Consider the following 25,367-nt stretch of genomic DNA (forward strand, 5'->3'; position numbering starts at 1 on the left):
ACGATCAAAACAAACTGTCAAAAGATTGGGAGAGGGTGATGGACGATCTGGTGCTGCTGGAGGTTGCCGATGGCGTGGCGACGGTGACGTTGAACCGGCCCGGGGCGATGAACGCGCTGTCCAAGGCGCTGCGTTCGCGATTGTACGAGGTCATGACCATGGTCGATGGCGACGATGATGTGCGCGCGGTGGTGCTGACCGGCGCGGGTGAGCGGGCGTTCACTGCGGGGCTGGACCTCAAGGAACTTGGGTCGCAGGCGGGGGCGCTGGGGTCGGCGAATGCGACGGGCGCGGACGAGAATCCGGTCAAGGCGATCGAGCTGTGCCGCAAGCCAGTGGTGGGCGCGATCAACGGCGTGGCGATCACCGGCGGGTTCGAGGTGGCGCTGGCATGCGACATATTGATCGCCAGCGAGAATGCGCGGTTTGCCGATACGCATGCGCGCGTTGGCGTCATGCCGGGTTGGGGGCTGAGCCAGAAGCTGTCGCGGCTGATCGGGATTTCGCGCGCGAAGGAATTGTCGCTGAGCGGGAATTTTCTGGATGCGGCGACAGCGGAGCGCTGGGGGCTGGTCAATCGCGTGGTGCCGGCTGGGGAATTGCTGGCGGTCGCGCGCAAGCTGGCGAGCGATATCGCCTCGGCGGATGCGGGGTTCATTGCCGCGTACAAGCGGCTGATCGATGACGGATTTGCGCGGCCGTTCGGGGAGGCGATGGCGCTGGAGCATGAGCGCTCGTCTGCGGCGAACCGCGCGGTGACGCCGGAGGCGGTCGAGGCGCGGCGCGCGGCCGTGCAGGCGCGGGGGCGGGCGCAGTAGATCACGCGTCCGTCACCCCGGACTTGATCCGGGGTCCATCCGCCCGCAAGCGCTGCCGTGCATCATGAGCCGCAGCGCTCGCGGCACCTTGGATCTCGGGCCAAGCCCGGGATGACGGATGTGGTTGGGGCTTCTCACGGCGCCAACAGCGGATAAGCTGTCTCTGGAGAAGGAAGAGGGGAACGGATGATCTGGCGGTGGCTGGTGGCGCTGGGGTGCGCGTTGGCGGCGGCGACGTCAGCACAAGCGGAGTGGCTGGAGGCGCGGTCGCGGCATTTCGTGCTCTATTCGGACACGAGCGAGGCGACGTTGCGCAAACAATCGGAGGCGCTGGAGCGGCTCGACTGGGGGCTTCGGCGCTTCATGGCGGTGGAGGAAGAGCCCGAGATCGCCTCGCGCAAGCTGACCGTGTTCATGGTCGAGGATCGTGACGTCAAACGGCTATGCCGGTGCAGCAATGCCGCCGGCTTCTACCATTCGCGGGTGAGCGGATCGGTGGCCTATAGCGGGCGCGGCGGGTGGACCGATGCGAACAATTGGGGCCGCGTGGTGCTGTTCCACGAATATGCCCATCATTTCATGTTCGGCAGCTATGATGTCGCCTTTCCGGCCTGGTATGCGGAAGGGTTCGCCGAGTTCGCCTCCACCATGCGGATTTCGGACGATCAGGCGGTGATCGGCTACCCTGCCCAGCATCGCGCCAATGGGCTGATGATGGGTGAGCGGCTGACGGCGGCGCAGCTGTTCGACCCCGCGAACCGCGCGCGCTGGTCCGCGCAGCAGATGGATGTGTTCTACGGGCGCGGCTGGCTGATGACCCATTATCTCAGCTTCGATCGGGACCGGTTCATCAAGTTCCAGAATTACCTCAAGGCGATCAACCGCGGGGTGCCGGGCGTCGAGGCGGGGCAGCAGGCCTTTGGTGACCTGAAGGCGCTCGACAAGGAACTGGCGCGGTATCTGCGGCAGAGCCGGTTGCCAGGCTTGCCGATGCGGTTCGAAGGCGCGGCGGTACCGCCAGTGGCGATCCGCCGCCTGAGTGCGGGCGAAGCGGCGCTGATCGACGAGCGGATGACGTCGGTGCGGGGCGTCAATCGCGAAAGCGGGCGCAAGCTGTTCGGAAAAGCCGCGCCAATTGCGGCGCGCTACCCCGACGATCCGGTGGTGCAGGGATGGCTTGCCGAGATGGCGTATGATGCGGGCGACTTTCCGGCGGCGCTTGCGGCGGCGGATCGGGCTCTGTCGCGCGATCCCAAATCCGTACAGGCGCTGCTGTACCGCGGCATGACGAAGCTGCGGCAGGTGAATGATGCCAAGTCCGAGGATGCGGCTGCCTGGGCGGAGGCGCGGCGCGCGATCGTGGCTGCGAATCGTGCCGACCCGAACGATGCGGAGCCCTTGTGGTGGTTCTGGCAGAGCTTCGGGATGCAGGGGATCGAGCCGACGCCCTCGGCCGTCGCTGGGCTGCACCGCGCGCAGGAACTCGCCCCGCAGGACGAATCGGTGCGATTCGCGGCGGCGATGGTGCGGTTGAAGGCGGAGGAGCTGCCGCAGGCCAAGCGGCTGCTACGGCCGATCGCCTATCACCCGCATGCGCCCGCGGACAATCCGGCGAGCCGGATGGTGGCGGCGCTGGATGCGGGGAAGAAGGGGGCTGAGGTGATGGCGATCGGCGCGGCGGCGATGATGGAAAAGGCGATCATGCGAGCCGGTGAGGGCGGGGACTAGCTTTCACGTCATGCCGGGCTCGTCCCGGCATGACGATGGTGGCTTAGCCGCCGTTTTCGCGAAACAGCGTCAGCGTGCGGTCTCTTGCGAGCTCGGCCGAGGGCTCGTGATAATCCTTGCGGCGATCAGAGTTGAAGCCGTGGCCCGCTTCGTAGATGTGCACCTCGGCGAGCGGGAATTGCTTTGCGACCACCGCTTCGACCCCTTCCATGGGAATGCCGCGATCGTAGCGGCCGAAGTGCGCGATCACCGGCACGCGCGGCGCCGCTTCCTCCGCGATGGCCGGCACCATGCTGCCGTAATAGGCCGAGGCTGCCGCCACGCCATCGAGCTTGGTCGCGGCGGCCCAGGCGATCGAGCCGCCGTAGCAATAGCCAACCACGAACACCGGGCCCTTTGCCCGGAGCGCGTCGATGCAGGTCTGCGTGTCCTTGAGCGACAGGTCAAAGGGGTGCAGCGTACGGGCGAGTTCCACCGCGCGCTCGAAATCGGGGCCGCTGTAACCCGCTTCGAATCCGGGATGCTCGCGATCGAACAGAGCGGGGGAGAGGACCTCATAGCCTTCGCTGGCATAGTCATCCGCCATCTCGCGGATGTGATCGGTGACCCCGAATATTTCCTGCACCAGCACCACCCCGCCGCGGCGCTCGCCCTCGGGCTTGGCGTGATAGACGGCGATCTCGGCGCCGTCGCTCATCGTCATTCGGATCATGTCACCCATCGTTCATCCTCCCGTCACGGATTGTTGCATAGCGGCTACCCCTTTGCTACGCGCCGGCCAACCCAAGCGTCGGCCACGTTCGTGCGCCGTGTTTTCGCATGGGGGTTTAACCTTAGTGCGAACGGGGATTCGACTCGCGTGGATGGTTCCAGCGGTAATCTAGGTGGCAGCATCCAGGCGAGCCTGGGCGGTCGGTATGCGACCGCGCTGTTCGAGCTCGCCGAGGCGGGCAAGACGATCGACACGGTGGAGGCGAGCCTGGCCAAGGTGCGCGCCGCCCTCGACCAGTCGGACGATTTCAAGGCGCTGACGACCTCGCCGGTCGTCGCCCGCGAGGCTGCCGGCAAGGCGGTGCTCTCGACCGCGGACGAGTTGGGCGTCGATTCCGTTACGAAGAATTTCCTTGGCGTGCTCGCGCAGAACCGCCGTCTGGCTGAATTGCCTGCGATCATCCGCGCGTTCCGTCAGCTTGCCGCGCGCCATCGCGGCGAAGTAACCGCGGAAGTCACCAGCGCACATGCGCTCACCGACGATCAGGTCGTCGAACTCAAGCAGCAGCTGCGCCAGCGCGTCGGCCGCGAGGTCTCGGTCGACCTGTCAGTTGACCCGGCACTGCTTGGCGGGCTTGTCGTCCGCATTGGTTCGCAGATGATCGATTCGTCGATCCGCACCCGTCTCAATTCTCTCGCGCACGCGATGAAGGGCTAAGCACAATGGATATCCGCGCCGCAGAAATCTCCAAGGTCATCAAGGATCAGATCGCCAATTTCGGCACCGAGGCCCAGGTCAGCGAGACCGGCCAGGTGCTCAGCGTCGGTGACGGCATCGCCCGCATCTATGGCCTCGACAACGTCCAGGCGGGCGAGATGGTCGAGTTCGCCAATGGCGTGCAGGGCATGGCGCTCAACCTCGAGGCCGACAATGTCGGCGTCGTGATCTTCGGCTCGGACGCCGAGATCAAGGAAGGTGACGTCGTCAAGCGTACCGGCACGATCGTGGACGTGCCGGTGGGCAAGGGGCTGCTCGGCCGCGTGGTCGATGGCCTCGGCAACCCGATCGACGGCAAGGGCCCGATCGTGTCGACCGAGCGTCGCCGCGTCGAGGTGAAGGCGCCGGGCATCATCCCGCGTAAGTCGGTGCACGAGCCCGTGCAGACCGGCCTCAAGGCGATCGACGCGCTGGTGCCGGTTGGCCGTGGCCAGCGCGAGCTGATCATCGGCGACCGCCAGACCGGCAAGTCGGCGATCGCGATCGACACGTTCATCAACCAGAAGTCGGTCAACGCCGGCAGCGACGAATCGAAGAAGCTCTACTGCGTCTATGTCGCGGTGGGTCAGAAGCGCTCCACCGTCGCGCAGCTGGTTCGCACGCTGACCGAGAATGGCGCGATGGATTATTCCATCATCATCGCCGCGACCGCGTCCGATCCGGCACCGCTTCAGTTCCTGGCGCCATACACCGGCACTGCGATGGGCGAGTTCTTCCGCGACAACGGCATGCATGCCGTGATCGTGTTCGACGACCTTTCCAAGCAGGCGGTCGCGTACCGCCAGATGTCGCTGCTGCTGCGTCGTCCGCCGGGCCGCGAAGCCTATCCCGGTGACGTCTTCTATCTCCACTCGCGCCTGCTGGAGCGCGCGGCGAAGATGAATGATGCCAATGGCGGCGGCTCGCTGACCGCGCTGCCGATCATCGAGACGCAGGCGGGCGACGTGTCGGCGTACATCCCGACCAACGTGATCTCCATCACCGACGGCCAGATCTTCCTTGAAACCGACCTGTTCTTCGCCGGCATCCGACCGGCAATCAACGTCGGCCTGTCGGTGAGCCGCGTCGGCTCGGCCGCGCAGACCAAGGCGATGAAGAAGGTGTCGGGCTCGATCAAGCTGGAGCTGGCGCAGTATCGCGAGATGGCCGCGTTCGCTCAGTTCGGCTCGGACCTCGACGCCTCGACGCAGAAGCTGCTGAACCGAGGTGCGCGCCTGACCGAGCTGCTGAAGCAGCCACAGTTCTCGCCGCTGCCCTTCGAGGAGCAGACGGTGTCGATCTTTGCCGGCACCAACGGCTATCTCGACAATGTGCCGGTGCAGGACGTGACGCGCTACGAGGCGGCGATGCTCGCCTTCATGCGCGACCAGCATGGCGACACCCTGGCGAAGATCCGCGACAGCCGCGACCTGGGCGACGATGCCAAGGCTGGGGTGAAGAGCGCGCTCGACGCCTTTGCGAAGACGTTTGCGTAAGAGCGGGACAGGCGGCAACACACATCCGTCACCCTGAACCCGTTTCAGGGTCCACCCTTCCACCAGCGACGGCGTCGCGAGCGGAGGGGTGGGTGCTGAAACAAGGTCAGCATGACGGCGCTGGGGAAGTGACGAAGCATCAATGGCAAGCCTAAAGGCCCTCAAGATCCGCATCGGCTCAGTGAAGTCGACGCAGAAGATCACCAAGGCGATGAAGATGGTCGCGGCGGCCAAGCTGCGTCGTGCGCAGGAGGCGGCCATCGCCGGCCGTCCATATGCCGAGCGGCTCGAAGCAGTGATGGCGAGCCTCGCGTCCAAGGTAGGCGTCACCGAGGGCAGCTCGAAGCTGCTCGCCGGCACCGGCCGGGATCAGGTGCATCTGCTGGTGGTCGCGACGTCGGAGCGCGGCCTGGCGGGTGCGTTCAACACCAATATCGTGCGTGCCGCGCGCAAGAAGGCGGAAGAGCTGGAAGCCGCAGGCAAGACTGTGCGCTTCTATCTCGCCGGCAAGAAGGGCCGCGTGCTGCGCCGTTTTTACCCGAATGCGATCGCCGCCGACCATGAGCTGGGCCAGCACAAGGTGCTTGGGTTCGACCAGGCGCGCGAAGTAGCGGATGATCTGATCGCGCGCTTCGAGGCGGGCGAGTTCGACGTCGCCCATCTGTTTTACGCCAAGTTCCAGTCGGCGTTGGTGCAGATCCCCACCGGGCAACAGATCATTCCGGTGTCGGTGCCCGCCGGGAGCAGCGTTGAGATGGCGAACGATGGGGACGCCACGGTCGAGTATGAGCCCGACGAGGAAGCGATCCTCGCCGAGCTGCTGCCGCGCAACGTAGCAATTCAGATTTTCCGCGCGATGCAGGAAAACGCCGCCTCCGAGCAGGGCAGCCGCATGACCGCGATGGACAATGCGACGCGCAACGCCGGCGACATGATCAAGCGGCTCTCCATCCAGTACAATCGCGCGCGTCAAGCCGCGATCACGACCGAGCTGGTCGAGATCATCTCGGGCGCCGAAGCGCTGTGATGAAGACGGGCATCCTGCTGGCGGGTGCGCTCGCCGTGGCGGGCTGCTCGGGCACGCCGGCCGGGAACGAGACGGCGATCGCCAATGCGCTTGACAGCAATGTGACGGATGGGGACTCGTTCGTTTCGCCCAACCTTGCCGGCGGCAGCTGGGAGGGCGTGTGGAAGGATCCGGCCAAGTCGATCGAGAACTTCAGCCGCATCGGGCTTCGACCCGGTTCGTATGAGAAGAAGGGCGAGGTGTGGCGCTCCGACGCGGAGCCGACGCCACTGACCGATCCTTCGGGTGACCATGTCGTGACGGCCTATTTCGCCGCCTCCGGCGACGAGGAATCGCTCGACAAGGTCGCGTTCACGCTGGTCGAGCCGCAGCTGTCGAATGATCAGCAAGCGCGTGACCAGTTCGAAAAGTGGGTGACCCAGGCGCTGACGCAGCTGGGCGTGACCGGCGGCGACACGGTGGTGAAGGCGATCCATGGCGAGAAGCGCATGGAGGGCAAGCTGAAGGGTGGCGCCGATTACGCGGTGACGCGTGAGACGAATGCCAAGGAGCGACGGCTGACCGTGACCTTCGCGCGCGCCGCGCCTATATTGAACGGGACCGATCCGACCGCGCGCTGACGTGGCGAGGGTTCCGAAACGCAACGAGATAAAACGCCTGCACCCGCAGGTACGACGAAGAAGGTAGAAGCAAGATGGCCACCGTCCTCGAGGATCGCCCGACCATTTCGGGCAGCAACAATGTGGGCCGCATCAGCCAGGTGATCGGCGCCGTCGTCGACGTGCAGTTCGACACCCACCTGCCGGCGATCCTGTCGGCACTGGAAACCGACAATAACGGCCAGCGGCTGGTGCTCGAAGTGGCGCAGCATCTGGGCGAGAACACCGTCCGCACGATCGCGATGGACTCGACCGAGGGCCTGACCCGCGGCCAGAACGTGACCGATACCGGCGCGCAGATCACCGTGCCGGTCGGCCCGGCGACGCTTGGCCGCATCCTCAATGTCGTTGGCGAGCCGATCGACGAGCGTGGCCCGGTCAACTCGGCGCATCACGCCCCGATCCACGCTTCGGCCCCGCTGTTCGTCGACCAGTCGACCGAAAGCTCGATCCTGGTGACCGGCATCAAGGTGATCGACCTGCTCGCGCCTTACGCCAAGGGCGGCAAGATCGGCCTGTTCGGCGGCGCCGGCGTCGGCAAGACCGTGCTGATCCAGGAGCTGATCAACAACATCGCCAAGGGCCATGGCGGTACGTCGGTGTTCGCCGGCGTGGGTGAGCGCACCCGCGAGGGCAACGATCTCTATCACGAGTTCCTCGACGCGGGCGTTATCGCCAAGGATGCCGAGGGCAATCCGACCAGCGAGGGATCCAAGGTGGCGCTGGTATTCGGCCAGATGAACGAGCCGCCGGGTGCGCGCGCACGCGTCGCGCTGTCGGGCCTGACGATCGCTGAGTATTTCCGCGACGTCGAAGGCCAGGACGTGCTGTTCTTCGTCGACAACATCTTCCGCTTTACCCAGGCGGGTGCTGAAGTGTCGGCGCTGCTCGGCCGCATTCCGTCGGCCGTGGGCTATCAGCCGACACTGTCCACCGACATGGGCGCGCTGCAGGAGCGCATCACCTCGACCAACAAGGGCTCGATCACCTCGGTGCAGGCCGTGTACGTGCCAGCGGACGATCTGACCGATCCGGCACCGGCGACCTCGTTCGCCCACTTGGACGCGACCACCGTGCTCAACCGCGCGATCTCGGAGCTCGGCATCTATCCGGCGGTGGACCCGCTCGACTCGACCAGCCGCGTTCTGGAGCCGCGCGTTGTTGGCCAAGAGCACTACGAGACGGCGCGTGCGGTGCAGACGATCCTGCAGAAGTACAAGTCGTTGCAGGACATCATCGCCATCCTTGGCATGGACGAGCTGTCGGAAGAGGATAAGCTCACCGTCAGCCGCGCGCGCAAGATCCAGCGCTTCCTCAGCCAGCCGTTCCACGTCGCCGAAGTGTTCACCGGCATCGAGGGCAAGTTCGTGCAGATCGAGGATACGGTCCGCTCGTTCAAGGCGGTGGTGAACGGCGAGTACGACCACCTGCCGGAAGCCGCTTTCTACATGGTCGGCGGCATCGATGAGGTGATCGCCAAGGCCGAGAAGCTGGCGCAGGAGGCCTGATCGATCTCCCTCTCCCCACTGGTGGGGAGAGGGTGGCCGAGCGCAGCGAGGTCGGGAGAGGGGCAGTGTGCCACGGCTCCTGACTGCCCCTCTCCCCGACCCTCTCCCCGCAAGCGGGTAGAGGGAGAAGGTAAGAAACATGCTCCATTTCGAACTCGTCACGCCTGAACGCCTGGTCCGCAGCGAAGAGGTTTACATGGTCACCGTGCCTGGCACCGAAGGCGACTTCGGCGTGCTGGAAGGCCATGCGCCGCTGATGTCGACGATCCGCGACGGCGATCTGCTGGTGCAGCGTAGCGCGGGCGCCGTGCCGGAGACAATCGCGATCCGTGGTGGTTTTGCGGAGGTGAACGCCAAGGGACTGACGGTGCTGGCGGAACACGCCGGCTGATTGTTTCACCTGTTGGTGGATGAAGGAGCGCGATCGCCTTTGGGGCGGGCGCGCTTTTTCGTTTTGGCCCCGTTTAAGCTGAGCTTGTCGAAGCTCCGTCTTGCCCTTTGTTCGTGTGGGGAGGGGAAGCGCAGCCCTTCAACAGGCTCAGGACGAACGGGGGTTTGTCGTAACGCTGCCGTTCACCCTGGTCGTGCCGCGCCTGGTCGAGGTGCGAGTGTAGCGGGGCGTCGCTTGTAGCCTCTCCCTCGACTTGGCTCCGGACGAACGGCGTCAGGCTTGGACTGAGAAGCTCCGTTCCAGGAAGTCGGCGTAGATCTCGGTCAGCAGCTGGAGATCCGCCACGGCCACCGCCTCGTCCAGCTTGTGCATCGTCGCGTTGAGCAGGCCGAACTCGACCACGGGGCAGAGGGCCGAAAGAAAGCGGGCGTCGGAGGTGCCGCCGGTGGTGGACAGCTCCGGGACGATGCCGGTTTGCGCCTCGATCACCGCGGCCAGAGTAGTGGAAAGCGGGCCAGGTTGCGTCAGGAACGCCTCGCCGGAGACCTTGGCGGTCAGCGTCGCCTCGGGTGCGTGGCGGTGGACGATGGCGGTGATCCGCTTGGCGAGGGCGTCGCCGCGATGCTGGTCGTTGAAGCGGATCGACAGGCGTGCCGATGCCTTGGCGGGGATGACGTTGGTTGCCGGGTTGCCGACGGTGACGTCGGTCACCTCGATGTTCGACGGCTGGAACCAGTCGTTGCCCTCGTCCAGCACGATGCCGTCGATCTCGGCCAGCGCGGCGATCAAGCGCGGGATCGGATTGTCGGCGAGGTGCGGGTAGGCGACGTGGCCCTGCTTGCCGGGCACGTCGATCCAGATGTTGACCGAGCCGCGGCGACCGATCTTGATCGTGTCGCCAAGCCGCGCGGTGGAGGTGGGTTCGCCGACGAGGCACGCGTCGGGCTTGATGCCGCGTTGCGCCATGCGCTCGATCAGGGCGACGGTCCCGTAGGTGGCGGGGCCTTCCTCATCACCGGTGATGATGAGGCTGGTGGTGCCGGGGTATTCCACGCGGGCCGCCGCGGCGACGAAAGCGGCGATTGCGCCCTTCATATCCACCGCGCCGCGACCGTAGAGGAGATCGCCGCGGATTTCGGGCGCAAAGGGGCCGCTGGTCCAGCCTTCGCCAGGCGGCACCACATCCAGGTGGCCGGCGAAGGCGATGTGCGGGCCGCCGGTACCGCGGACGGCGAGAAGGTTCTCGACCGGGCCGTCGGGTTCCTCACCCGCGGTGAAGCGATCCACCGCGAAACCGAGCGGGATCAGCGCGGCTTCGAGCACGTCGAACACCTCGCCGCGTGCTGGCGTCACACTTTCGCACGCGAGCAGCGCCTTGGCGAGCACCAGCACGTCGCTCATGTGCGGGCAGGCTGCTCGAACTGTTCGAGCACCCATTCCTCTTCCTGCGCGCCGGCAATCCAATCCTGCATGAAGGGATGAGTGAGGACGGCGGTGATATAGGTAGCGGCGAAGCGCGCCACCGGGAGCGAATAGGTTATAATGCGGGTGCACACGGGGGCGAACATGATGTCCGCGGCGCCGAACTCGCCGAAGAGGAAATCGCCGTCGCCGCCCCAGCGCGCGCGGGCCTGCGCCCAGAGCTCCATGATGCGGACGAGGTCCGCAGCGACCGCTTCCGATGGCGGCTGCGGCGGATAGATCTGGCGGATGTTCATGCTGTGCTCGCGGCGGAGCGACACGAAGCTGGAGTGCATCTCCGCGGCCATCGAGCGTGCCATGGCGCGGGCGGCCTCGTCCGCTGGCCAGAAACGATCGCGGCCGACCTTGTCGGCGAGATAGTCGACGATGGCGAGGCTGTCCCACACCACTGCCTCGCCATCCCACAGGATCGGCACCTTCCCCGACGAGGGCGCAAATTCGGCACCTTCGCGGCGCTTGTCCCGATCCTGGTCGTAGAGCGGAACGACCACTTCCTCGAACGGCAGGCCCGATTGCTTGCACGCGAGCCAGCCGCGCAGCGACCAGGAGGAATAGGCCTTGTTGCCGATGATGAGCTTCATGGGCTTGGGGGTAGAGGGTGGGGGAGGGAAGGGCAACGGGTGCCACACGTTCCGTCATGCTAAACTTGTTTCAGCATCCACCGTGCCGCCGACAGGGCTGAGCCTGTGGCGCGGTGGACCCTGAAACGAGTTCGGGGCGACGGCAGGGTGGTCCGGAGGTCGCCGGTCATTTCGCTGGTGGGTCGCTTGGGGCGACGCCCCCACCACCGCCTTTGGCGGCGGTCCTCCTCCCCGTATCGGGGAGGAGTTAGGCGGCGTTCAGCCGATCGCTTCGATCACTGCGGCGCGGAGTTCGGGGATGCCCATGCCCTTTTCGGAGGAGGTGGCGATGATCTCCGGATGGGCAGCGGGGCGCTTGCGGGCCTCGGCAACCGTGCGTTCGGTGACCTCGGCGAGTTCGGACGCCTTGATCTTGTCTGCCTTGGTCAGGACGATGCGGTAGCCGACGGCCGCCTTGTCGAGCATCTCGAGGATCTCGCGGTCGACGTCCTTGATGCCGTGGCGCGCATCGATGAGGACCAGCGCGCGCTTGAGCACCACGCGGCCGCGCAGGAAATCGTTCACCAGGTAGCGCCACTTGCGAACCATGTCCTTGGGCGCCTTGGCGAAGCCGTAGCCGGGCATATCGACCAGACGGAAGGCGAGCGGGTCGCCGACGTCGAAGAAGTTCAGCTCCTGCGTGCGGCCCGGCGTGACCGAGGTGCGCGCAAGCGACTTGCGGCCGGTGAGGGCGTTGAGCAGCGATGATTTGCCGACGTTGGAGCGGCCGGCGAAGGCGACTTCGGGGACGACCGGGTTGGGGAGGTGCTCCAGCGCCGGGGCCGACTTCAGGAATTCGATGCGGCCGGCGAAGAGCTTGCGGGCGTGTTCCAACTCCTCTGCCGAGCGGGTGATGTCGTCAGGGAGGGAGGTTTCTAAGGACGGGATCGCGTGTGGCGACGCCCCTCCATTATCCGGCTGCGCCGGACGGTCCCCCTCCCCAAGCGGAGCTTGGGGAGGACTATTCGTCATTTTGCGGGGGCTTCCTTGAGGCCCGGGTGGCGGGCGTAGAGCAGCTTCTGCTGCAGGATCGTCAGCACGTTGGAGGTGATCCAGTAGATCTGCAGGCCGACCGCGAACGGCGCCATCACGAACATCAGCACCCAGGGCATCAGCGCGAAGATCTGCTTTTGCGCATCGTCCATCGGCGCCGGGTTCAGCTTGAACTGGAAGTACATGGAGATGCCGAGCAGGATCGGGACGATGCCGATCGCCAGGAACGAGGGCGGCGTGAAGGCGAGCAGCCCGAACAGGTTCACCGGGGTGAGCGGATCGGGCGCGGACAGATCCTTGATCCAGCCGACGAACGGCTGGTGCCGCATCTCGATGGTCAGCATCAGCATCTTGTACAGCGCGTAGAAGATCGGGATCTGGAGCAGGGTGGGGGCGCAGCCGGCGAGGGGATTGACCTTCTCCGTCTTGTAGAGCGCCATGATCTCCTGCTGCATGCGCGCCTTGTCGTCCTTGTAGCGCTCCTGAATGGCCTTCATCTTGGGCTGAACGGCGCGCATGTTGGCCATCGACTTGAACTGGCGTTGCGCGATCGGGAACATCAGCAGACGGATCGTCAGCGTGAGCAGAATGATCGCCACGCCGAAGTTGCCGAGGTGGGTGAAGAGCCAGTCGAGATAATAGAAGATCGGCTTTTCGATCAGGCGGAACCAGCCCCAGTCGAGCGCATAGTCGAGCCGCGGGGCAATGCCGCTGTCGGTATATTTGTCGAGCAGGCGCACTTCCTTGGCGCCGGCGAAGAAGCGGGTGGTCTGACTGATCTGGCGGCCGGGCTGGAGCAGCTGGGCATTGGAGGTGTAGTCACCCTGGTACGCCTTGTTGGCACCGGCGCGGAACTGGCCATCGAACGGGCGCGCCTGATCGGGGATCAGGGCGGTCAGCCAGTATTTGTCGACAAAGCCGAGCCAGCCGCCAGTGGTGCTGAACTTCTTGTTGCCTTCGTCCACATCGTCGTAATCGACGCCGTAATCGGCCTGGTCGTTATGGACCGACATCGGCCCGACGTGGATCGTCCAGCTATCCGGATCCTTCGATACGCCGGCGCGGTTGACGAGGCCGTAGGCGGCGACGGGCACGGCGCCGGCACCACCGTTGGCGACCGTCTGCTTGACGTTGAACATATAGCCGTCGTCGACCGACAGCTCGATCGCGAAACGCTGGCCCTTGGCGTTGGCGGCGGTCAGCGTCACCGGCTTGCCGGGCGCGAGCAGCTGCGACGAGGCGGTCCAGACGGTGTCGGCGGCGGGCGGCGCAAGGCCGTCGTCGCGCCAGCCGAAGCCAGCGAAATAAGCGTCGGGCGCGCCGGCGGGCGAGAGCAGGCGGACGGGCGGCGAATCCTTCGCCACTGTTTCCTTGTAATTCTTCAGGACGAGATCATCGATGCGTGCGCCGCGCAGGTTAATCGAGCCGTGCATGGTGGGCGTGTCGATCTGCACGCGCGGCGTCTCGCGCAGCACCACCGCGCGATTGCGGATCGCGGCGGGCGAATCGGCGGTGGGATCGGCCTCGGGCTTGGGCAGGACCTTGGTCTTGCCGTCCTCGATCTTCGTTACCGGGGGATTGGCCGTCGGGAAGAACTTGTTCTGGATGAGCGGCCAGCCGAACAGGATCAGCGCCGCAATCACCGCGAACAGGATGAAGTTCTTGTTGTCTTTATTCACGAGCGCCCAATTCCCTTATGGCACCGGATCATAGCCGTGCCCGCCCCATGGCCCGCAGCGCGCGATGCGCTTTGCCGCCAGCCAGGAACCCCGCGCGGCTCCATAGCGGCGAAGCGCCTCGATTGCATAGGCGGAACAGCTTGGCTGGTAGCGGCAGGTCGGCGGCAGGATCAGCGAGGGCCCGAGCTGCCATCCACGCGCGACGAGGATGAGCAGCCGGGCGATCATTTCACGACCTTGCGCAGCGCCTTGCCGAGCTCGGCGCGGAGCTGCGCGAAGTCGCGCTCGATCCCGCCCATGCGGCCGATCAGCACATGATCCGCGCCCGGCACGCCTTGCACTGGCAACAGCTCACGCGCCAAGGCGCGCAACCGGCGCTTCATCCGGTTACGCACCACGGCGTTGCCGATCTTCTTGGTGACGGTGTAGCCGATGCGCATCGTCGCATCGCCATCGTCGCGGGGGCGCACCAAGAGCACGAAGCCCGGCATCGGCGCGCGTCGCCCCGCATTCGCCGCCAGGAAATCCCGGCGGCGATCGAGAGTCTTTATGCCGACAGCTTCTTGCGACCGCGCGCACGACGTGCCCGGATCACCGAGCGACCGCCGACCGTCGCCATCCGCGCACGGAAGCCGTGACGGCGTGCGCGCACCAGGTTGCTCGGCTGAAAGGTCCGCTTCATTGTTCATTCCCGAATCTAAATAATAAAGGCCGCCACGTGGGACGGCCCGAACAGGGCGCCGCATAGGTGAAGGTGCCCGCCTAGTCAACGCTGGCTCAGCACGCGATCGCGGGCGCGGCGGCGAAGCGCGCTGCGGCGGCGCATGGCGCGATCGACGAGGTTGCCGATGCGCGGCCAGCGGCGCTTGAGCCGCGCCCAGCGCACCTGTGCCCAGCGCGAATTGCGCAGGATCAGGATCATGCCGCCCGCGAAGAGGAAAATGCCGCCGGGGCCGGGCAGCGGGCCCATGATCGCGGCACCGATGAGGAGCAGGCCGCCGAGCACCAGCTGTAGGATTCGCAGGGCGGGGTGGCGGGCTTGCATCGGCGCGCATGTGGCGCTGGTGTGTTGCAAGTGCAAGACGGTCATTCTTCCGTCGTCACCCCGCACTTGATCCGGGACCGCGCTTCTTCTTCTGGCGACGGGACACGGCCGCGGGATCCCGGGTCAAGCCCGGGGTGACGAAGCTTCGTTTGTGAGCGCAATTGCCCGCTTCCCAGCACTAACAAACCGGGTAAGACCTCACCTGGGGAACAGGTGGGGGACAGATGGCGGCGATCGTCGCGACGGTGGCGTATCTCGGGCTGGAGGCGCGCGCCGTCGAGGTGCAGGTGCAGCTGATCCCGGGGCTCCCAGCGTTCAACCTTGTGGGTCTGGGCGACAAAGCGGTGGGGGAGAGCCGCGAGCGGGTGCGTGGGGCGATCGCCGCGATGGGGCTGGCGTTGCCCCCCAAGCGGATCGCGGTGAACCTGTCGCCCGCCGATCTGCCCAAGGAGGGGTCGCATTTCGACCTGCCGATCGCGCTGGGGCTGCTCGCGGCGATGGGGGTAGTCGATGCCGAAGCGCTGGCCGATTATGTGATCGTCGGTGAGCTGACGCTCGACGGGCGGATCGCGCCGTCGCCGGGGGTGCTGCTTGCCGCATTACACGCCGCGGAAGTGGGCAAGGGGTTGATCTGCCCGGCCGCGCAAGGCTCCGAAGCAGCGTGGGCGAGCTCGGTCGAGGTGCTGGCCGCACCTGATTTGCTGGGGCTCATCAATCACCTGAAGGGTCATGGGCTGCTTGCCGCGCCGCGGCCGGGGGAAGTCGAGCTTGATGCCGGCGGGCCGGACCTGCGGCAGGTGCGGGGGCAGGAAACAGCGAAGCGCGCGCTCGAGATTGCGGCGAGCGGCAACCACAATCTGCTGATGGTCGGGCCGCCGGGATCGGGCAAGTCGCTAATGGCGTCGTGCCTCCCGGGCATTCTGCCGCAGCTCGATCCGGCTGAAGCGCTGGAAGTGTCGATGGTACAATCGGTCGCGGGGGCGCTGGAGGGCGGGCGGCTGACGCGGACGCGGCCGTTCCGCGCGCCGCATCATTCCGCCTCCATGGCGGCGCTGACCGGCGGTGGGCTGAAGGTGCGGCCGGGCGAAGTGAGCATGGCCCATCTTGGCGTCTTGTTTCTCGACGAACTGCCGGAATTTCAGCGCGCCGTACTCGACTCGCTGCGCCAGCCGCTGGAGTCCGGCGTGGTCAGCGTCGCGCGGGCCAATGCGCATGTCACGTTTCCCGCGCGCGTGCAGTTGATTGCGGCGATGAACCCTTGCCGCTGTGGGTATCTTGGCGACCCCGGGCTGGCCTGCGCGCGGGCGCCGAAATGTGCGGCGGACTATCAGGCCAAGGTGTCGGGGCCTCTACTCGATCGGGTCGACCTGCACGTCGAGGTGCAGGCGGTAAGCGCGGCCGACCTGATGCTGCCGCCGCCGGCGGAGGGCTCGGCCGAGGTCGCGGCGCGCGTCGCGGGGGTGCGGGCGGTTCAGGCGGAGCGCTATCGCGAGCATTCGATCCGGACCAATGCCGAGGCCGAAGGAGAGCTGCTGGAGGCGTTCTGCACGCCGGACGATGGCGGGAGGACGCTGCTGGCGCAGGCGGCGGAGACGATGCGGCTGTCGGCACGCGGCTATACGCGAATCCTTCGCGTTGCCCGGACGATTGCGGACATGGCAGGGAGCGCCGCGGTGGGACGGATCCATGTTGCCGAGGCGCTGAGTTATCGTCGGCAGCCGCCGCGTAATTGACGCACAATGGCTTGGAGACAAACACTCCTGCCGCTGTCGCCCTGAACTTGTTTCAGGGTCCACTCATCCAGTCGCGAGGTGGCTGCTTGTGGCACGGTGGATGCTGAAACAAGTTTAGCATGACGGCACTCCTATAGGAGAGGGCCTGAGCCAAATTCCGGCCGAGTACCATGTGGCCGGGCGAACGGGCGGTCAGCTCGCGAGGCGTTCGTGCAGGTTCTGTGCGGCCGGCCCGGTGCCGAGCAGGCGGCGTTCGGCCAGAAGGCGGCGGGTGTTGGCGGCGCTCATGGGGCGACCGTACAGGTAACCCTGGGCGCGAGCACAGCCGAGAGCGCGCAACCGACCCTCGATCTCCATGTCCTCAACCCCTTCCGCCGTCACTGGCAGGTTCAGGCTGGCGCCGAGACTCGCGACCGCGCCCACGATTGCGGCGCAATCATTGCTCTCGGCGATCGACTGGACAAAGCTCCTGTCGATCTTGATGCGATCGAATGGCAGCGCGCGCAGGTGGCCGAGGCTGGAATAACCGGTGCCGAAATCGTCAAGCGCGACGCGGATGCCCTGGTTCTTGAGGCTGCCGACGATCGACTGGGCAAGCGGCAGATTCTCGAACAAGGCGCTTTCGGTGATTTCGATCTCCAGCCGGTGCGCGGGAAAGCCGGTTTCCAGAAGCAGCTTGATGATCTTCTGCGGCAGCCAGGCGTCCCGCAACTGAACCGGCGAAATGTTGATCGCCAGCGTGAGCGAGGGATCCCAATCGCGCGCGGCCTGAAACGCCTGGCGCATCAGCGTCATCGACAGTTCGGCGATCATGCCCGTCTGCTCGGCGATCGGGATGAAGCGTTCCGGTGGGATGGGGCCGTGAACCGGATGTTCCCAGCGCGCGAGCACCTCGAAGCCGAGCACATGGCCGTTCGCCAGATCGACCTGCTGCTCAAAAAATGGGACGACCTGCCCAGCCGGGATCGCGGTGCGCAAGCCATTCTCCAGCTCGTTGCGGGCGTGCAACGCGCGCGCCATGGCGGGATCGAACCAGCCGCAGCGATTCCGCCCGGCATCCTTGGCGGCATACATGGCGATATCCGCGGCGCGCATCAGCGTATCGACCGAACCGCGCTCGAAGTCCGATCGCGCAATGCCGATCGAGGCGGAAATATGGACAGTGGTGCCGTTTAACTCCAGGGGCCGGGCGAGGCGGCTGACCAGGCGATCCGCAATGCGTTGCACCGTTTCCGCATCGCGCGGGTCGAACACGAGGGCGCAGGCGAATTCGTCGCCACCCAGCCGGGCGGTGAGCACACCGTGCGGTATCTCGGCGCTGATCTCTTTCGCGACCCGGGCGAGCAGGGCATCGCCAGTGGCATGATCATAAAGGTCGTTGATGGTCTTGAAACGATCGAGGTCGATCATCAGCATCGCCACCGCACGGTGCCGCCGTTGGGCGTCGAGCAGCATCGTTGCCGATTGTTCGACCAGGGCCCGACGATTGAGGAACCCGGTCAACGGGTCGGTTGCGGACAGCCGGCGCGCGCGCTCCCCTGCAGCGAACTGATTGCCGAGGATCTCGACTAGCTGGCGGTGTCGTCGCCACCCGATCAGGATCAGCGCGACGTTGAGCGCAAGCGCGACGACCAACGTGCGATCGATACCCCCGCTGGTGCCGAACACCTGGCGCAGCACCGTGGCGATGGCGGCGCCACCCAGCGCGACGAACAGCGCGATCGCCGCCACCGTAATGAGCCCGGCTGGCGTGGCGCGTTGCTCCGCCGAGCCGCGTGCTGCCGGTGGAAGGATCGCGGAATCATCCATGTCATGCCAAGATGAGGCATTAGCATGTAGAAGGTGTTAATGACCGGCGGCTTGCTTGTGTGACGCTTTTGTCCTAAGCGCCGCGCAACGTTCCGTGTTGAACGCTGAAGACAAGCACCCGTGCGGTGCACGCTGGCCGGCGAGGTTTCGCCCGCCGGCGCTTTTGCGTTTGGCCCCGGAGGAAGGGAGTTTGACCCGATGTTCGACAGTCTGAGCGATCGTCTTGGTGGCGTGTTCGATCGCCTGCGCGGTCGCGGTGCGCTGACCGAAGCGGACGTGCGTCAAGCGATGCGCGAGGTGCGGATCGCGCTGCTTGAAGCGGACGTCGCGCTGCCTGTCGCGCGGCAGTTCGTCGATGAGGCTACCGAAAAGGCGATCGGGCAGAATGTGCTCCGCTCGGTCACGCCGGGGCAGCAGGTCGTCAAGATCGTCAATGACGCGCTTGTGGCGATGCTGGGCGGCGATGATCCCGCCGCGGCCGAGCTGAACCTCGGCGTCTCGCCGCCCGCGGTGGTGATGATGGTCGGCCTGCAGGGCTCCGGCAAGACGACCACGACGGCAAAGATCGCCAAGCGGCTGTCCGGCGGGCAGGGCGGTCGGGACCGCAAGAAGGTCCTGATGGCGTCGCTCGATGTCAATCGCCCGGCCGCGCAGGAACAGCTCGCGACGCTAGGCACGCAGGTGGAGGTGCAGACGCTGCCGATCGTCGCCGGGCAGCAGCCGGTGGAGATCGCGCGGCGCGCGTTGCAGGCGGCGAAGCTGCAGGGTTTCGACGTGCTGATGCTCGACACCGCGGGTCGCCTGCACGTCGATCAGGCGCTGATGGACGAGATGAAGGCGGTGGCGGATATCGCCACGCCGCAGGAAATCCTGCTCGTCGTCGATTCGCTGACCGGCCAGGACGCGGTCAACGTCGCGCAGAGCTTCTCCGAGCAGGTTCCGCTGACCGGCGTGGTGCTGACCCGGATGGACGGCGATGCGCGTGGTGGTGCGGCGCTCTCGATGCGCGCCGTCACAGGCAAGCCGATCAAGTTCGCCGGGGTGGGCGAGAAGATGGACGCGCTGGAAGCGTTCCATGCCGAGCGCGTCGCCGGCCGGATCCTCGGCATGGGCGACGTCGTCAGCCTGGTCGAGCGCGCGGCGGAATCGATCCAGCAGGAAGACGCCGAGCGCATGGCGGCGAAGCTGGCCAAGGGCCAGTTCGACATGGACGACTTACGCGGGCAGCTGGCGCAGATGCGCCGCATGGGCGGGCTGGGCGCGCTTGCGGGCATGATCCCGGGCATGAAGAAGGCCCAACAGGCGATGGCCAATGGCGCCGTCGACGAGCGCATCCTGCTGCGCATGGACGCGATGATCACGTCCATGACCCAGAAGGAGCGCTCCAAGCCCGAGCTGATCAACGCCAAGCGCAAGATCCGCATCGCCAAGGGCAGCGGCACGACCGTGCAGGACGTGAACAAGCTGCTGAAGATGCACCAGGAAATGTCCACCGCGATGAAGAAGATCCGCAAGATGGGCGGCATCAAGGGGATGCTGTCCATGCTTGGCAAGGGCGGGCCGGGCGGCGGCATGGCTGGGATCGGCAATGCACTGGGCGGGCCCGAGCTTGGCGACATGCTGGGCAAGGCTGGCGGCGGTCTGCCGGGCCTGCCTGGCGGTCTCGGCGGGCTTGGGGGCGGCGGTGCGCTGCCGCCAGGATTTCCGAAGTTCAAGAAGTAACGAACACCGCCTTTGTCCGTCACCCCAGCGAAGGCTGGGGTCTCCGGCGGCGAGGGCACGAACGACAACCAAGAGATCCCAGCCTTTGCTGGGATGACGAATTTAGAAGGCAAGGAAGACTAAAATGGCACTGAGCATTCGTCTGTCGCGTGGCGGCTCCAAGAAGCGTCCTTACTACCGCATCGTGGTGGCGGACGCGCGCAGCCCGCGTGACGGCAAGTTCATCGAGAAGATCGGCAACTACAACCCGCTGCTCGCCAAGGACGATGAGAAGCGCATCGTGCTCGACGCTGAGCGTGCCAAGCACTGGCTGAGCAACGGTGCGCAGCCGACCGATCGTGTCGCGCGCTTCCTCGACCTCGCCGGCGTTCGTGAGCGCGCCGCGCGTAACAACCCGAAGAAGGCTGAGCCGGGTGAGAAGGCCAAGGAGCGCGCCGAAGAGCGTGCCGAGAAGCAGAAGGCCGCCGAGGAAGCCGCCGCCGAGGCGAATGCGGCACCGGCCGAGACCGAAACCGCTGAAGCGTCCGCCGAGTAACAGGCATCCGATCGGGTCATGGCGCGTTGCTCCTGATGTAAGAGGAGCATGCCATGACCGATCCTGATCCCCGGACCGCCAATGATGACGACGAAACGGTCGCCAGCAACGAAGGCGTCTCCGCGCCCGACCCAGCCGAAGGACGCGACGACGCCCCCGCCGGCGACGAAGGCTCCGCCGCCGGTTGATGCCGGCGGGGAGGCGCACGTCGTTCTGGCGGTGATCACCGGCGCCCACGGCGTGAGCGGCGAGGTGAAGCTGAAGCTGTTCGCCGAGGAGATCGGCCCGCACCGCTCGTTCAACGGCGGGGCGCTGACGCTGAAATCCGTGCGCGGCAACATCGCGCGCTTTGCCGAGGTGGCGGATCGTACCGCTGCCGAGGCATTGCGCGGGGTAGAACTGACGGTGCCTCGCTCAGCGCTGCCGGCGCTGGAAGAGGGCGAATATTACCACACCGACCTGCTCGGGCTGGCGGTGGTGTCCGACGCAGGCGAACCGCTGGGGCAGGTCGTGGCGGTCGAGAATTTCGGCGCTGGCGACGTAGTCGAGATTGAGCGGCCGAACGGCAAGCGCTTCATGGTGCCGATGACTGAGCAGGCGGTGCCAGAATGGAGTGCCGAACGGCTCGTCGTCACGGCGGCGTTCGCGGAGATGTGATCGGGCTGTCCTCCCCCTCGAAGATGGGGAGGATCAGTCAGACGTCCATCTGCTTTACCGCGGCGTTCCACATCGAAATGTTGTTGCGTGCTTCCTGCACAAAGGCGGAGCGGCGCACGAAGCCGAGAAAGAACTCTGCGAACCACTTACCCGGATTGCGCAGCGGGCGTTCAAACTGGATCAGCAGGACGACGCGGGTGCCCTCCGTCTCGTTCCAGACTTCGTGATCATAGGTGTCGTCGAACACCAGGGTTTCGCCCTCGCACCAGCGGACGACGCGTCCATCGACGCGCATACGCACGTCGCCGTCACGTGGCACGATCAGGCCCAGGTGACAGGTGATCAGCCCCTTGGACACCCCGCGATGTGCCGGGATGTGCGTGCCGGGCGCAAGGATCGAGAAAAAGGCGCTGTTGAGGCCGGGGATCTGCTCGACGAGTGAGGCGGTCGCCGGGCAGCGCGCCGCGTTTTCATCGATGCGATAGCCATAGCCCCACAGGAAAAATGAGCGCCACATGTTGATCTGGGCGATCGAGCGGTGATCGGGCGAGATCGTCGCGAGGCTAGGCGCGGCTTCGCCCTGCAGCGCAACAGCGGTCGCTTCGTCGCGGATCGTTTCCCAATTGTCGCGCAGCGTCTGTGTCCAGGGAAAGGTGCGCACGTCGAGCACCGGATCGTTCGGCACAAGTGAGGATGAGGCAATCAGCCGATCGAAGACGCCGCGCAGATGCTTGCCGAAGCGGATGATCAGCGGACGGCCTGGCTCTGCCTTCATCTCGGCTCCTGGGGCGGGAGCACCGGATACAGCCTGAATATTCGGCACCCGCAGCGGGCGGGCACCGTCGTTATTCTGCCGTAATTGCGGCCGGTTCGGGCTGAGGGTCGTCACGTCGTCCGTCCGTTCCATCGCAAGCTGCGGTTGGCGTCCGTAGCGGGCTAAGCGACATTCGGGACCAAAACATGGCGACGGCAGGGTGATCGAAAGATCGCCATGGGGTGTGGCGGCGGGGTGACGGGCAGGCTAGAAGCGATGGCATGATCGCTTCTCCGCGCGCGCTTGCTGCGCCGTTCGCCGTCCTCTCGCTCCTCGCCATCGCTGCCGTTCCCGCGATCGGGCAACAGGCTGCGCGCAAACCGGCCAAGGTCGCCGTCGCCAAGCCTGCGCCCGTTGCGGCGACGCAAAGCACGATCATCGATCCGGCCACGATTACCGTCGATACCGCCCCGTGGTTGTTCAAGGGATCGGACATCCCGCCCGATCCGGCATGGAACTTCGGCGCGCTGCCCAACGGTCTGCGCTATGCCGTGCGCAAGAACGGCGTGCCACCGGGGCAGGTCGCGGTGCGCGTGCGCATCGATGCGGGGTCGCTCAACGAGACCGATGAAGAGCGGGGCTATGCGCATCTGATCGAGCATCTGTCGTTCCGCGGATCGAAATATGTGCCGGACGGCGAGGCCAAGCGGGTGTGGCAGCGGTTTGGCGCGACCTTTGGCTCGGACTCCAACGCATCGACCACCCCGACGCAAACGGTTTACAAGCTCGACCTGCCTGCCGCGACCGAGGCGAACCTGGACGAAAGCCTGAAGATTTTCGCCGGCATGATGGCGGAACCGGGCATCACCGCGCAGGGCCTTGCTGCCGAGCGGCCGGCGGTGCTCGCGGAGCAGCGCGAGGCGCCGGGGCCGCAGGTGCGGCTGTCCGATGCGCGCAACGCGCTGTTCTTCTCTGGGCAACCGCTGGCGGACCGATCGCCGATCGGCAACGTCAAGACGCTGGAGGCGGCGACGCCGGAGAGCGTGCTGGCGTTCCACCGCCGCTGGTATCGCCCGGCGCGTACGGTGGTCATCATCTCGGGCGACATCGACCCGGCAATCGCGTCGCAGCTCGTGGTGAAGAACTTCGGTGGATGGCAGGGCACCGGCCCGAATCCGGCCGATCCCGATTTCGGCAAGCCCGATCCCAAGGGCACGCCGACCGCGACGCTCAACGAACCGTCGATCCCGCCGCTGGTGATCAGCGCGGTGCTGCGGCCGTGGACCTATCGTGATGATACGATCATCTTCAACCAGAAGCGCTTGGTGGATCTGGTGGCGATCCGGGTGATCAACCGCCGGCTGGAGAACCGGGCACGGGCAGGCGGGAGCTTCCTGCAGGCGAGCGTCGCGCTGGAGGACGTCGCCCGCTCGGCTAACGGCACCTTTGTGAGCATCCTGCCGATCGGTGACGATTGGGAAGCGGCGTTGAAGGACGTTCGCGCCGTGGTCGCTGATGCCATAGCGACGGCACCCAGCCAGGCCGAGGTGGATCGGGAAGTCGCCGAGTTCGAAGGCGCGATGCGCAACGATGTCGAGACGGCGCGGGTCGAGGCCGGGTCGAAACAAGCGGACGACATGGTTCAAGCGCTCGATATCCGCGAAACCGTGGCGGGGCCGCAGGAATCGTACAACATCTTCCTCGACGCGAAGAAGAAGGGGATGTTCTCGGCGGCCGGCGCGTTCGAATCGACGAAGCGCGTGTTCAAGGGCGATGCCGAACGCGCGATCGTCAACACCCGTGTCGCCGATCCCGGTGCCGCGGCGAAGCTGGCGGCCGCGCTGACCGCCGACGTATCCAACCTAGCCGGTCGCCGTGCCAGCCAAGCGAAGGTGAACTTCAAGGATCTTCCCAAGCTCGGCAAGCCTGGCACCGTCACGTCGCGCGAAGCGATTGCCGATCCCGGCATCGAGAAGGTCACCTTCTCGAACGGCGTGCGGATGCTGATGTATCCGAATGTCTCGGAGACGGGGCGGGTGTATCTGCGCGTTCGTTTCGGCCGTGGCTATGGCGCGCTGCCGGCGGACAGGTCCACGGCGGCCTGGGCCGCGGAAAGCGCGCTGGTACAGAGCGGGATCGGCAAATGGAATCAGGGCGATCTCGACGCGCTGACCACCGGGCGGCGCATGGGTCTGAACTTCGACGTCACCGACGATGCGTTCGTGATGAACGCGATGACGACGCCGGGCGACTATGCCGACAATCTGGCGCTGATGGCGGCCAAGCTCGCGGCGCCGCGCTGGGACGCGGCGCCAGTGCTGCGCGCCAAGGCGGGGGCGCTGGCCGGCTATGCCGGGTTTGACTCCTCACCCGATGGCGTACTGTCGCGCGACCTGGAGCGTAAGCTGCGCAACGGCGACCCCCGCTGGGGCCCGCCGACCCGCGAGGAGATCGAGGCGCTGACGCCGGAGGCATTCCGCAAGCTGTGGGAACCGCTGCTTGCCACCGGCCCGATCGAGGTGGACGTATTCGGGGACGTCAAGGCGGACGAAGCGATCGCTGCGGTGGGGCGCACCTTCGGGGCGCTGAAGCCGCGCACCGAAGCGCCGGTGGTGGCGCCAGGCGCCGCCTTCCCGGCGCACAATGATCGCCCGGTCGTGCTGACGCATGAGGGCGCCGACACGCAAGCGGCGGCCGTGATCGCCTGGCCGACCGGCGGGGGCAGCGCCGGCATTGCCGAAAGCCGCCGGCTCGACATCCTCGCCGCGATCTTCGGGGATCGGCTGTTCGATCGGCTGCGTTCGGTGGCGGGCGCCAGCTATAGCCCCAGCGCGGTCAGTCAATGGCCGCTTGGGCTGACGAGCGGCGGGCGCATCGTCGCGGTCGGCCAGGTCGCGCCGGACAATGTCGACCTGTTCTTCAAGCTCAGCCGCGAAATCGCCGCCGAACTGGTTTCTACCCCGGTGAGCGAGGACGAGCTTCGTCGCGCGATCGGGCCGATGATGCAGTATCTGGCGCGCGCGTCGTCGGGCAACCAGTTCTGGCTGTTGCAGGTGAGCGGCGGGGCGTATGATCCCAACCGGCTCGGCGGCGCGCGGACGCTGGTGAGTGACTATATGGAGATCACCCCGCAGACGCTGCAGGCCACTGCGGCCAAGTATCTCAGGCCCGAGAAGGACTGGACGCTGATGGTGCAGCCTAAGGCGGCGGCGAAGTAAGGCTAAGTCTCCATCCCCGCTTGCG

25 protein-coding genes are annotated in these 25,367 nt (G+C 66.2%); 14 read left to right on the forward strand and 11 right to left on the reverse strand.

From position 1 onward, the window contains the following. Positions 1-38: 38 nt before the first annotated feature. Both SPHI_RS00490 and SPHI_RS00495 read left to right on the forward strand, forming a co-directional pair. On the forward strand, positions 39-818 hold the full coding sequence (locus SPHI_RS00490; RefSeq protein WP_096348699.1) for an enoyl-CoA hydratase: 780 nt from the start codon (positions 39-41) through the stop codon (positions 816-818). A 186-nt stretch (positions 819-1,004) separates the two neighbouring features. After that, the gene (locus SPHI_RS00495) at positions 1,005-2,546 is read left to right on the forward strand and encodes a tetratricopeptide repeat protein (RefSeq protein ID WP_076742940.1); all 1,542 of its coding nucleotides are present in this window, start codon (positions 1,005-1,007) and stop codon (positions 2,544-2,546) included. A gap of 43 nt (positions 2,547-2,589) precedes the next feature. Here SPHI_RS00495 and SPHI_RS00500 read toward each other — a convergent pair whose 3' ends face one another. Next, on the reverse strand, positions 2,590-3,267 hold the full coding sequence (locus SPHI_RS00500; protein WP_076742941.1) for a dienelactone hydrolase family protein: 678 nt from the start codon (positions 3,265-3,267) through the stop codon (positions 2,590-2,592). Positions 3,268-3,405: 138 nt separating this feature from the next. Between SPHI_RS00500 and SPHI_RS00505 the strand changes: the two genes are divergently transcribed. The 6 genes from SPHI_RS00505 to SPHI_RS00530 all read left to right on the forward strand — a co-directional run bounded on the left by SPHI_RS00505 (position 3,406) and on the right by SPHI_RS00530 (position 9,095). Further along, positions 3,406-3,975 carry a F0F1 ATP synthase subunit delta gene (locus SPHI_RS00505; protein WP_076742942.1) on the forward strand — a complete coding sequence of 190 codons (570 nt, stop codon included), beginning with the start codon at positions 3,406-3,408 and terminating at the stop codon, positions 3,973-3,975. 5 nt (positions 3,976-3,980) lie between these two features. Further along, on the forward strand, positions 3,981-5,510 hold the full coding sequence (gene atpA / locus SPHI_RS00510; protein ID WP_076742943.1) for a F0F1 ATP synthase subunit alpha: 1,530 nt from the start codon (positions 3,981-3,983) through the stop codon (positions 5,508-5,510). Between the two features lie 142 nt (positions 5,511-5,652). Beyond that, positions 5,653-6,537: a F0F1 ATP synthase subunit gamma gene (locus SPHI_RS00515; protein ID WP_076742944.1), complete on the forward strand. Its 885-nt coding sequence runs from the start codon at positions 5,653-5,655 to the stop codon at positions 6,535-6,537. Then, entirely contained in the window at positions 6,537-7,157 is a 621-nt protein-coding gene (locus SPHI_RS00520) for a hypothetical protein (protein WP_076742945.1), read from the forward strand. The genes SPHI_RS00515 and SPHI_RS00520 overlap by 1 nt, the downstream gene beginning before the upstream one ends. Positions 7,158-7,231: 74 nt before the next feature. After that, positions 7,232-8,704, forward strand: a complete 1,473-nt coding sequence (gene atpD, locus SPHI_RS00525) for a F0F1 ATP synthase subunit beta (protein ID WP_076742946.1) — start codon at positions 7,232-7,234, stop codon at positions 8,702-8,704. 139 nt (positions 8,705-8,843) lie between these two features. Next, on the forward strand, positions 8,844-9,095 hold the full coding sequence (locus SPHI_RS00530) for an ATP synthase F1 subunit epsilon (protein WP_076742947.1): 252 nt from the start codon (positions 8,844-8,846) through the stop codon (positions 9,093-9,095). A 273-nt stretch (positions 9,096-9,368) separates the two neighbouring features. On the opposite strand, the gene dapE is transcribed toward SPHI_RS00530, so the two are convergent. From dapE to SPHI_RS00570, 8 genes are all read right to left on the reverse strand, one after another. Next, positions 9,369-10,496, reverse strand: a complete 1,128-nt coding sequence (gene dapE, locus SPHI_RS00535; RefSeq protein ID WP_076742948.1) for a succinyl-diaminopimelate desuccinylase — start codon at positions 10,494-10,496, stop codon at positions 9,369-9,371. Beyond that, positions 10,493-11,158, reverse strand: coding sequence for a glutathione S-transferase family protein (locus SPHI_RS00540; RefSeq protein ID WP_076742949.1), 666 nt, complete (start codon positions 11,156-11,158; stop codon positions 10,493-10,495). Before SPHI_RS00540 ends, dapE begins: the two co-directional genes overlap by 4 nt. Positions 11,159-11,416: 258 nt before the next feature. After that, positions 11,417-12,031 (reverse strand): ribosome biogenesis GTP-binding protein YihA/YsxC, encoded by a 615-nt coding sequence (gene yihA, locus SPHI_RS00545; RefSeq protein ID WP_408640464.1) that lies wholly within the window; start codon positions 12,029-12,031, stop codon positions 11,417-11,419. Between the two features lie 134 nt (positions 12,032-12,165). Beyond that, positions 12,166-13,869: a membrane protein insertase YidC gene (yidC, locus tag SPHI_RS00550; protein ID WP_076742950.1), complete on the reverse strand. Its 1,704-nt coding sequence runs from the start codon at positions 13,867-13,869 to the stop codon at positions 12,166-12,168. Between the two features lie 15 nt (positions 13,870-13,884). Then, on the reverse strand, positions 13,885-14,097 hold the full coding sequence (gene yidD / locus SPHI_RS00555; protein ID WP_076742951.1) for a membrane protein insertion efficiency factor YidD: 213 nt from the start codon (positions 14,095-14,097) through the stop codon (positions 13,885-13,887). After that, positions 14,094-14,420: a ribonuclease P protein component gene (gene rnpA / locus SPHI_RS00560; RefSeq protein ID WP_076743216.1), complete on the reverse strand. Its 327-nt coding sequence runs from the start codon at positions 14,418-14,420 to the stop codon at positions 14,094-14,096. The genes yidD and rnpA overlap by 4 nt, the downstream gene beginning before the upstream one ends. Next, on the reverse strand, positions 14,417-14,551 hold the full coding sequence (gene rpmH / locus SPHI_RS00565; RefSeq protein WP_076743215.1) for a 50S ribosomal protein L34: 135 nt from the start codon (positions 14,549-14,551) through the stop codon (positions 14,417-14,419). Before rpmH ends, rnpA begins: the two co-directional genes overlap by 4 nt. Positions 14,552-14,635: 84 nt before the next feature. After that, positions 14,636-14,914, reverse strand: a complete 279-nt coding sequence (locus SPHI_RS00570; protein ID WP_076743217.1) for a hypothetical protein — start codon at positions 14,912-14,914, stop codon at positions 14,636-14,638. Positions 14,915-15,138: 224 nt separating this feature from the next. Between SPHI_RS00570 and SPHI_RS00575 the strand changes: the two genes are divergently transcribed. Continuing rightward, positions 15,139-16,647 (forward strand): YifB family Mg chelatase-like AAA ATPase, encoded by a 1,509-nt coding sequence (locus tag SPHI_RS00575; RefSeq protein ID WP_076742952.1) that lies wholly within the window; start codon positions 15,139-15,141, stop codon positions 16,645-16,647. A 192-nt stretch (positions 16,648-16,839) separates the two neighbouring features. Here the strand turns inward: SPHI_RS00575 and SPHI_RS00580 are convergent, their stop codons facing one another. Then, positions 16,840-18,456: a putative bifunctional diguanylate cyclase/phosphodiesterase gene (locus SPHI_RS00580; protein WP_076742953.1), complete on the reverse strand. Its 1,617-nt coding sequence runs from the start codon at positions 18,454-18,456 to the stop codon at positions 16,840-16,842. Positions 18,457-18,654: 198 nt separating this feature from the next. On the opposite strand from SPHI_RS00580, the gene ffh reads away from it, so the two are divergent. The 4 genes from ffh to rimM all read left to right on the forward strand — a co-directional run bounded on the left by ffh (position 18,655) and on the right by rimM (position 21,370). Then, positions 18,655-20,178 carry a signal recognition particle protein gene (gene ffh / locus SPHI_RS00585; protein ID WP_076742954.1) on the forward strand — a complete coding sequence of 508 codons (1,524 nt, stop codon included), beginning with the start codon at positions 18,655-18,657 and terminating at the stop codon, positions 20,176-20,178. A gap of 124 nt (positions 20,179-20,302) precedes the next feature. Continuing rightward, on the forward strand, positions 20,303-20,713 hold the full coding sequence (rpsP, locus tag SPHI_RS00590; protein WP_076742955.1) for a 30S ribosomal protein S16: 411 nt from the start codon (positions 20,303-20,305) through the stop codon (positions 20,711-20,713). 53 nt (positions 20,714-20,766) lie between these two features. Next, positions 20,767-20,901, forward strand: coding sequence for a hypothetical protein (locus tag SPHI_RS15375; RefSeq protein ID WP_269844733.1), 135 nt, complete (start codon positions 20,767-20,769; stop codon positions 20,899-20,901). Positions 20,902-20,932: 31 nt separating this feature from the next. Beyond that, a complete protein-coding gene (gene rimM, locus SPHI_RS00595) occupies positions 20,933-21,370 on the forward strand; it encodes a ribosome maturation factor RimM (protein ID WP_233130567.1) in 438 nt (145 codons plus the stop codon). 37 nt (positions 21,371-21,407) lie between these two features. Here the strand turns inward: rimM and SPHI_RS00600 are convergent, their stop codons facing one another. Then, positions 21,408-22,145: an aspartyl/asparaginyl beta-hydroxylase domain-containing protein gene (locus tag SPHI_RS00600; protein ID WP_076742956.1), complete on the reverse strand. Its 738-nt coding sequence runs from the start codon at positions 22,143-22,145 to the stop codon at positions 21,408-21,410. 260 nt (positions 22,146-22,405) lie between these two features. Between SPHI_RS00600 and SPHI_RS00605 the strand changes: the two genes are divergently transcribed. After that, positions 22,406-25,342: a M16 family metallopeptidase gene (locus SPHI_RS00605; RefSeq protein ID WP_076742957.1), complete on the forward strand. Its 2,937-nt coding sequence runs from the start codon at positions 22,406-22,408 to the stop codon at positions 25,340-25,342. The last annotated feature ends 25 nt before the right edge of the window (positions 25,343-25,367 follow it).

This window comes from Sphingomonas jeddahensis, from assembly GCF_001981525.1.
Lineage (GTDB): Bacteria > Pseudomonadota > Alphaproteobacteria > Sphingomonadales > Sphingomonadaceae > Sphingomonas > Sphingomonas jeddahensis.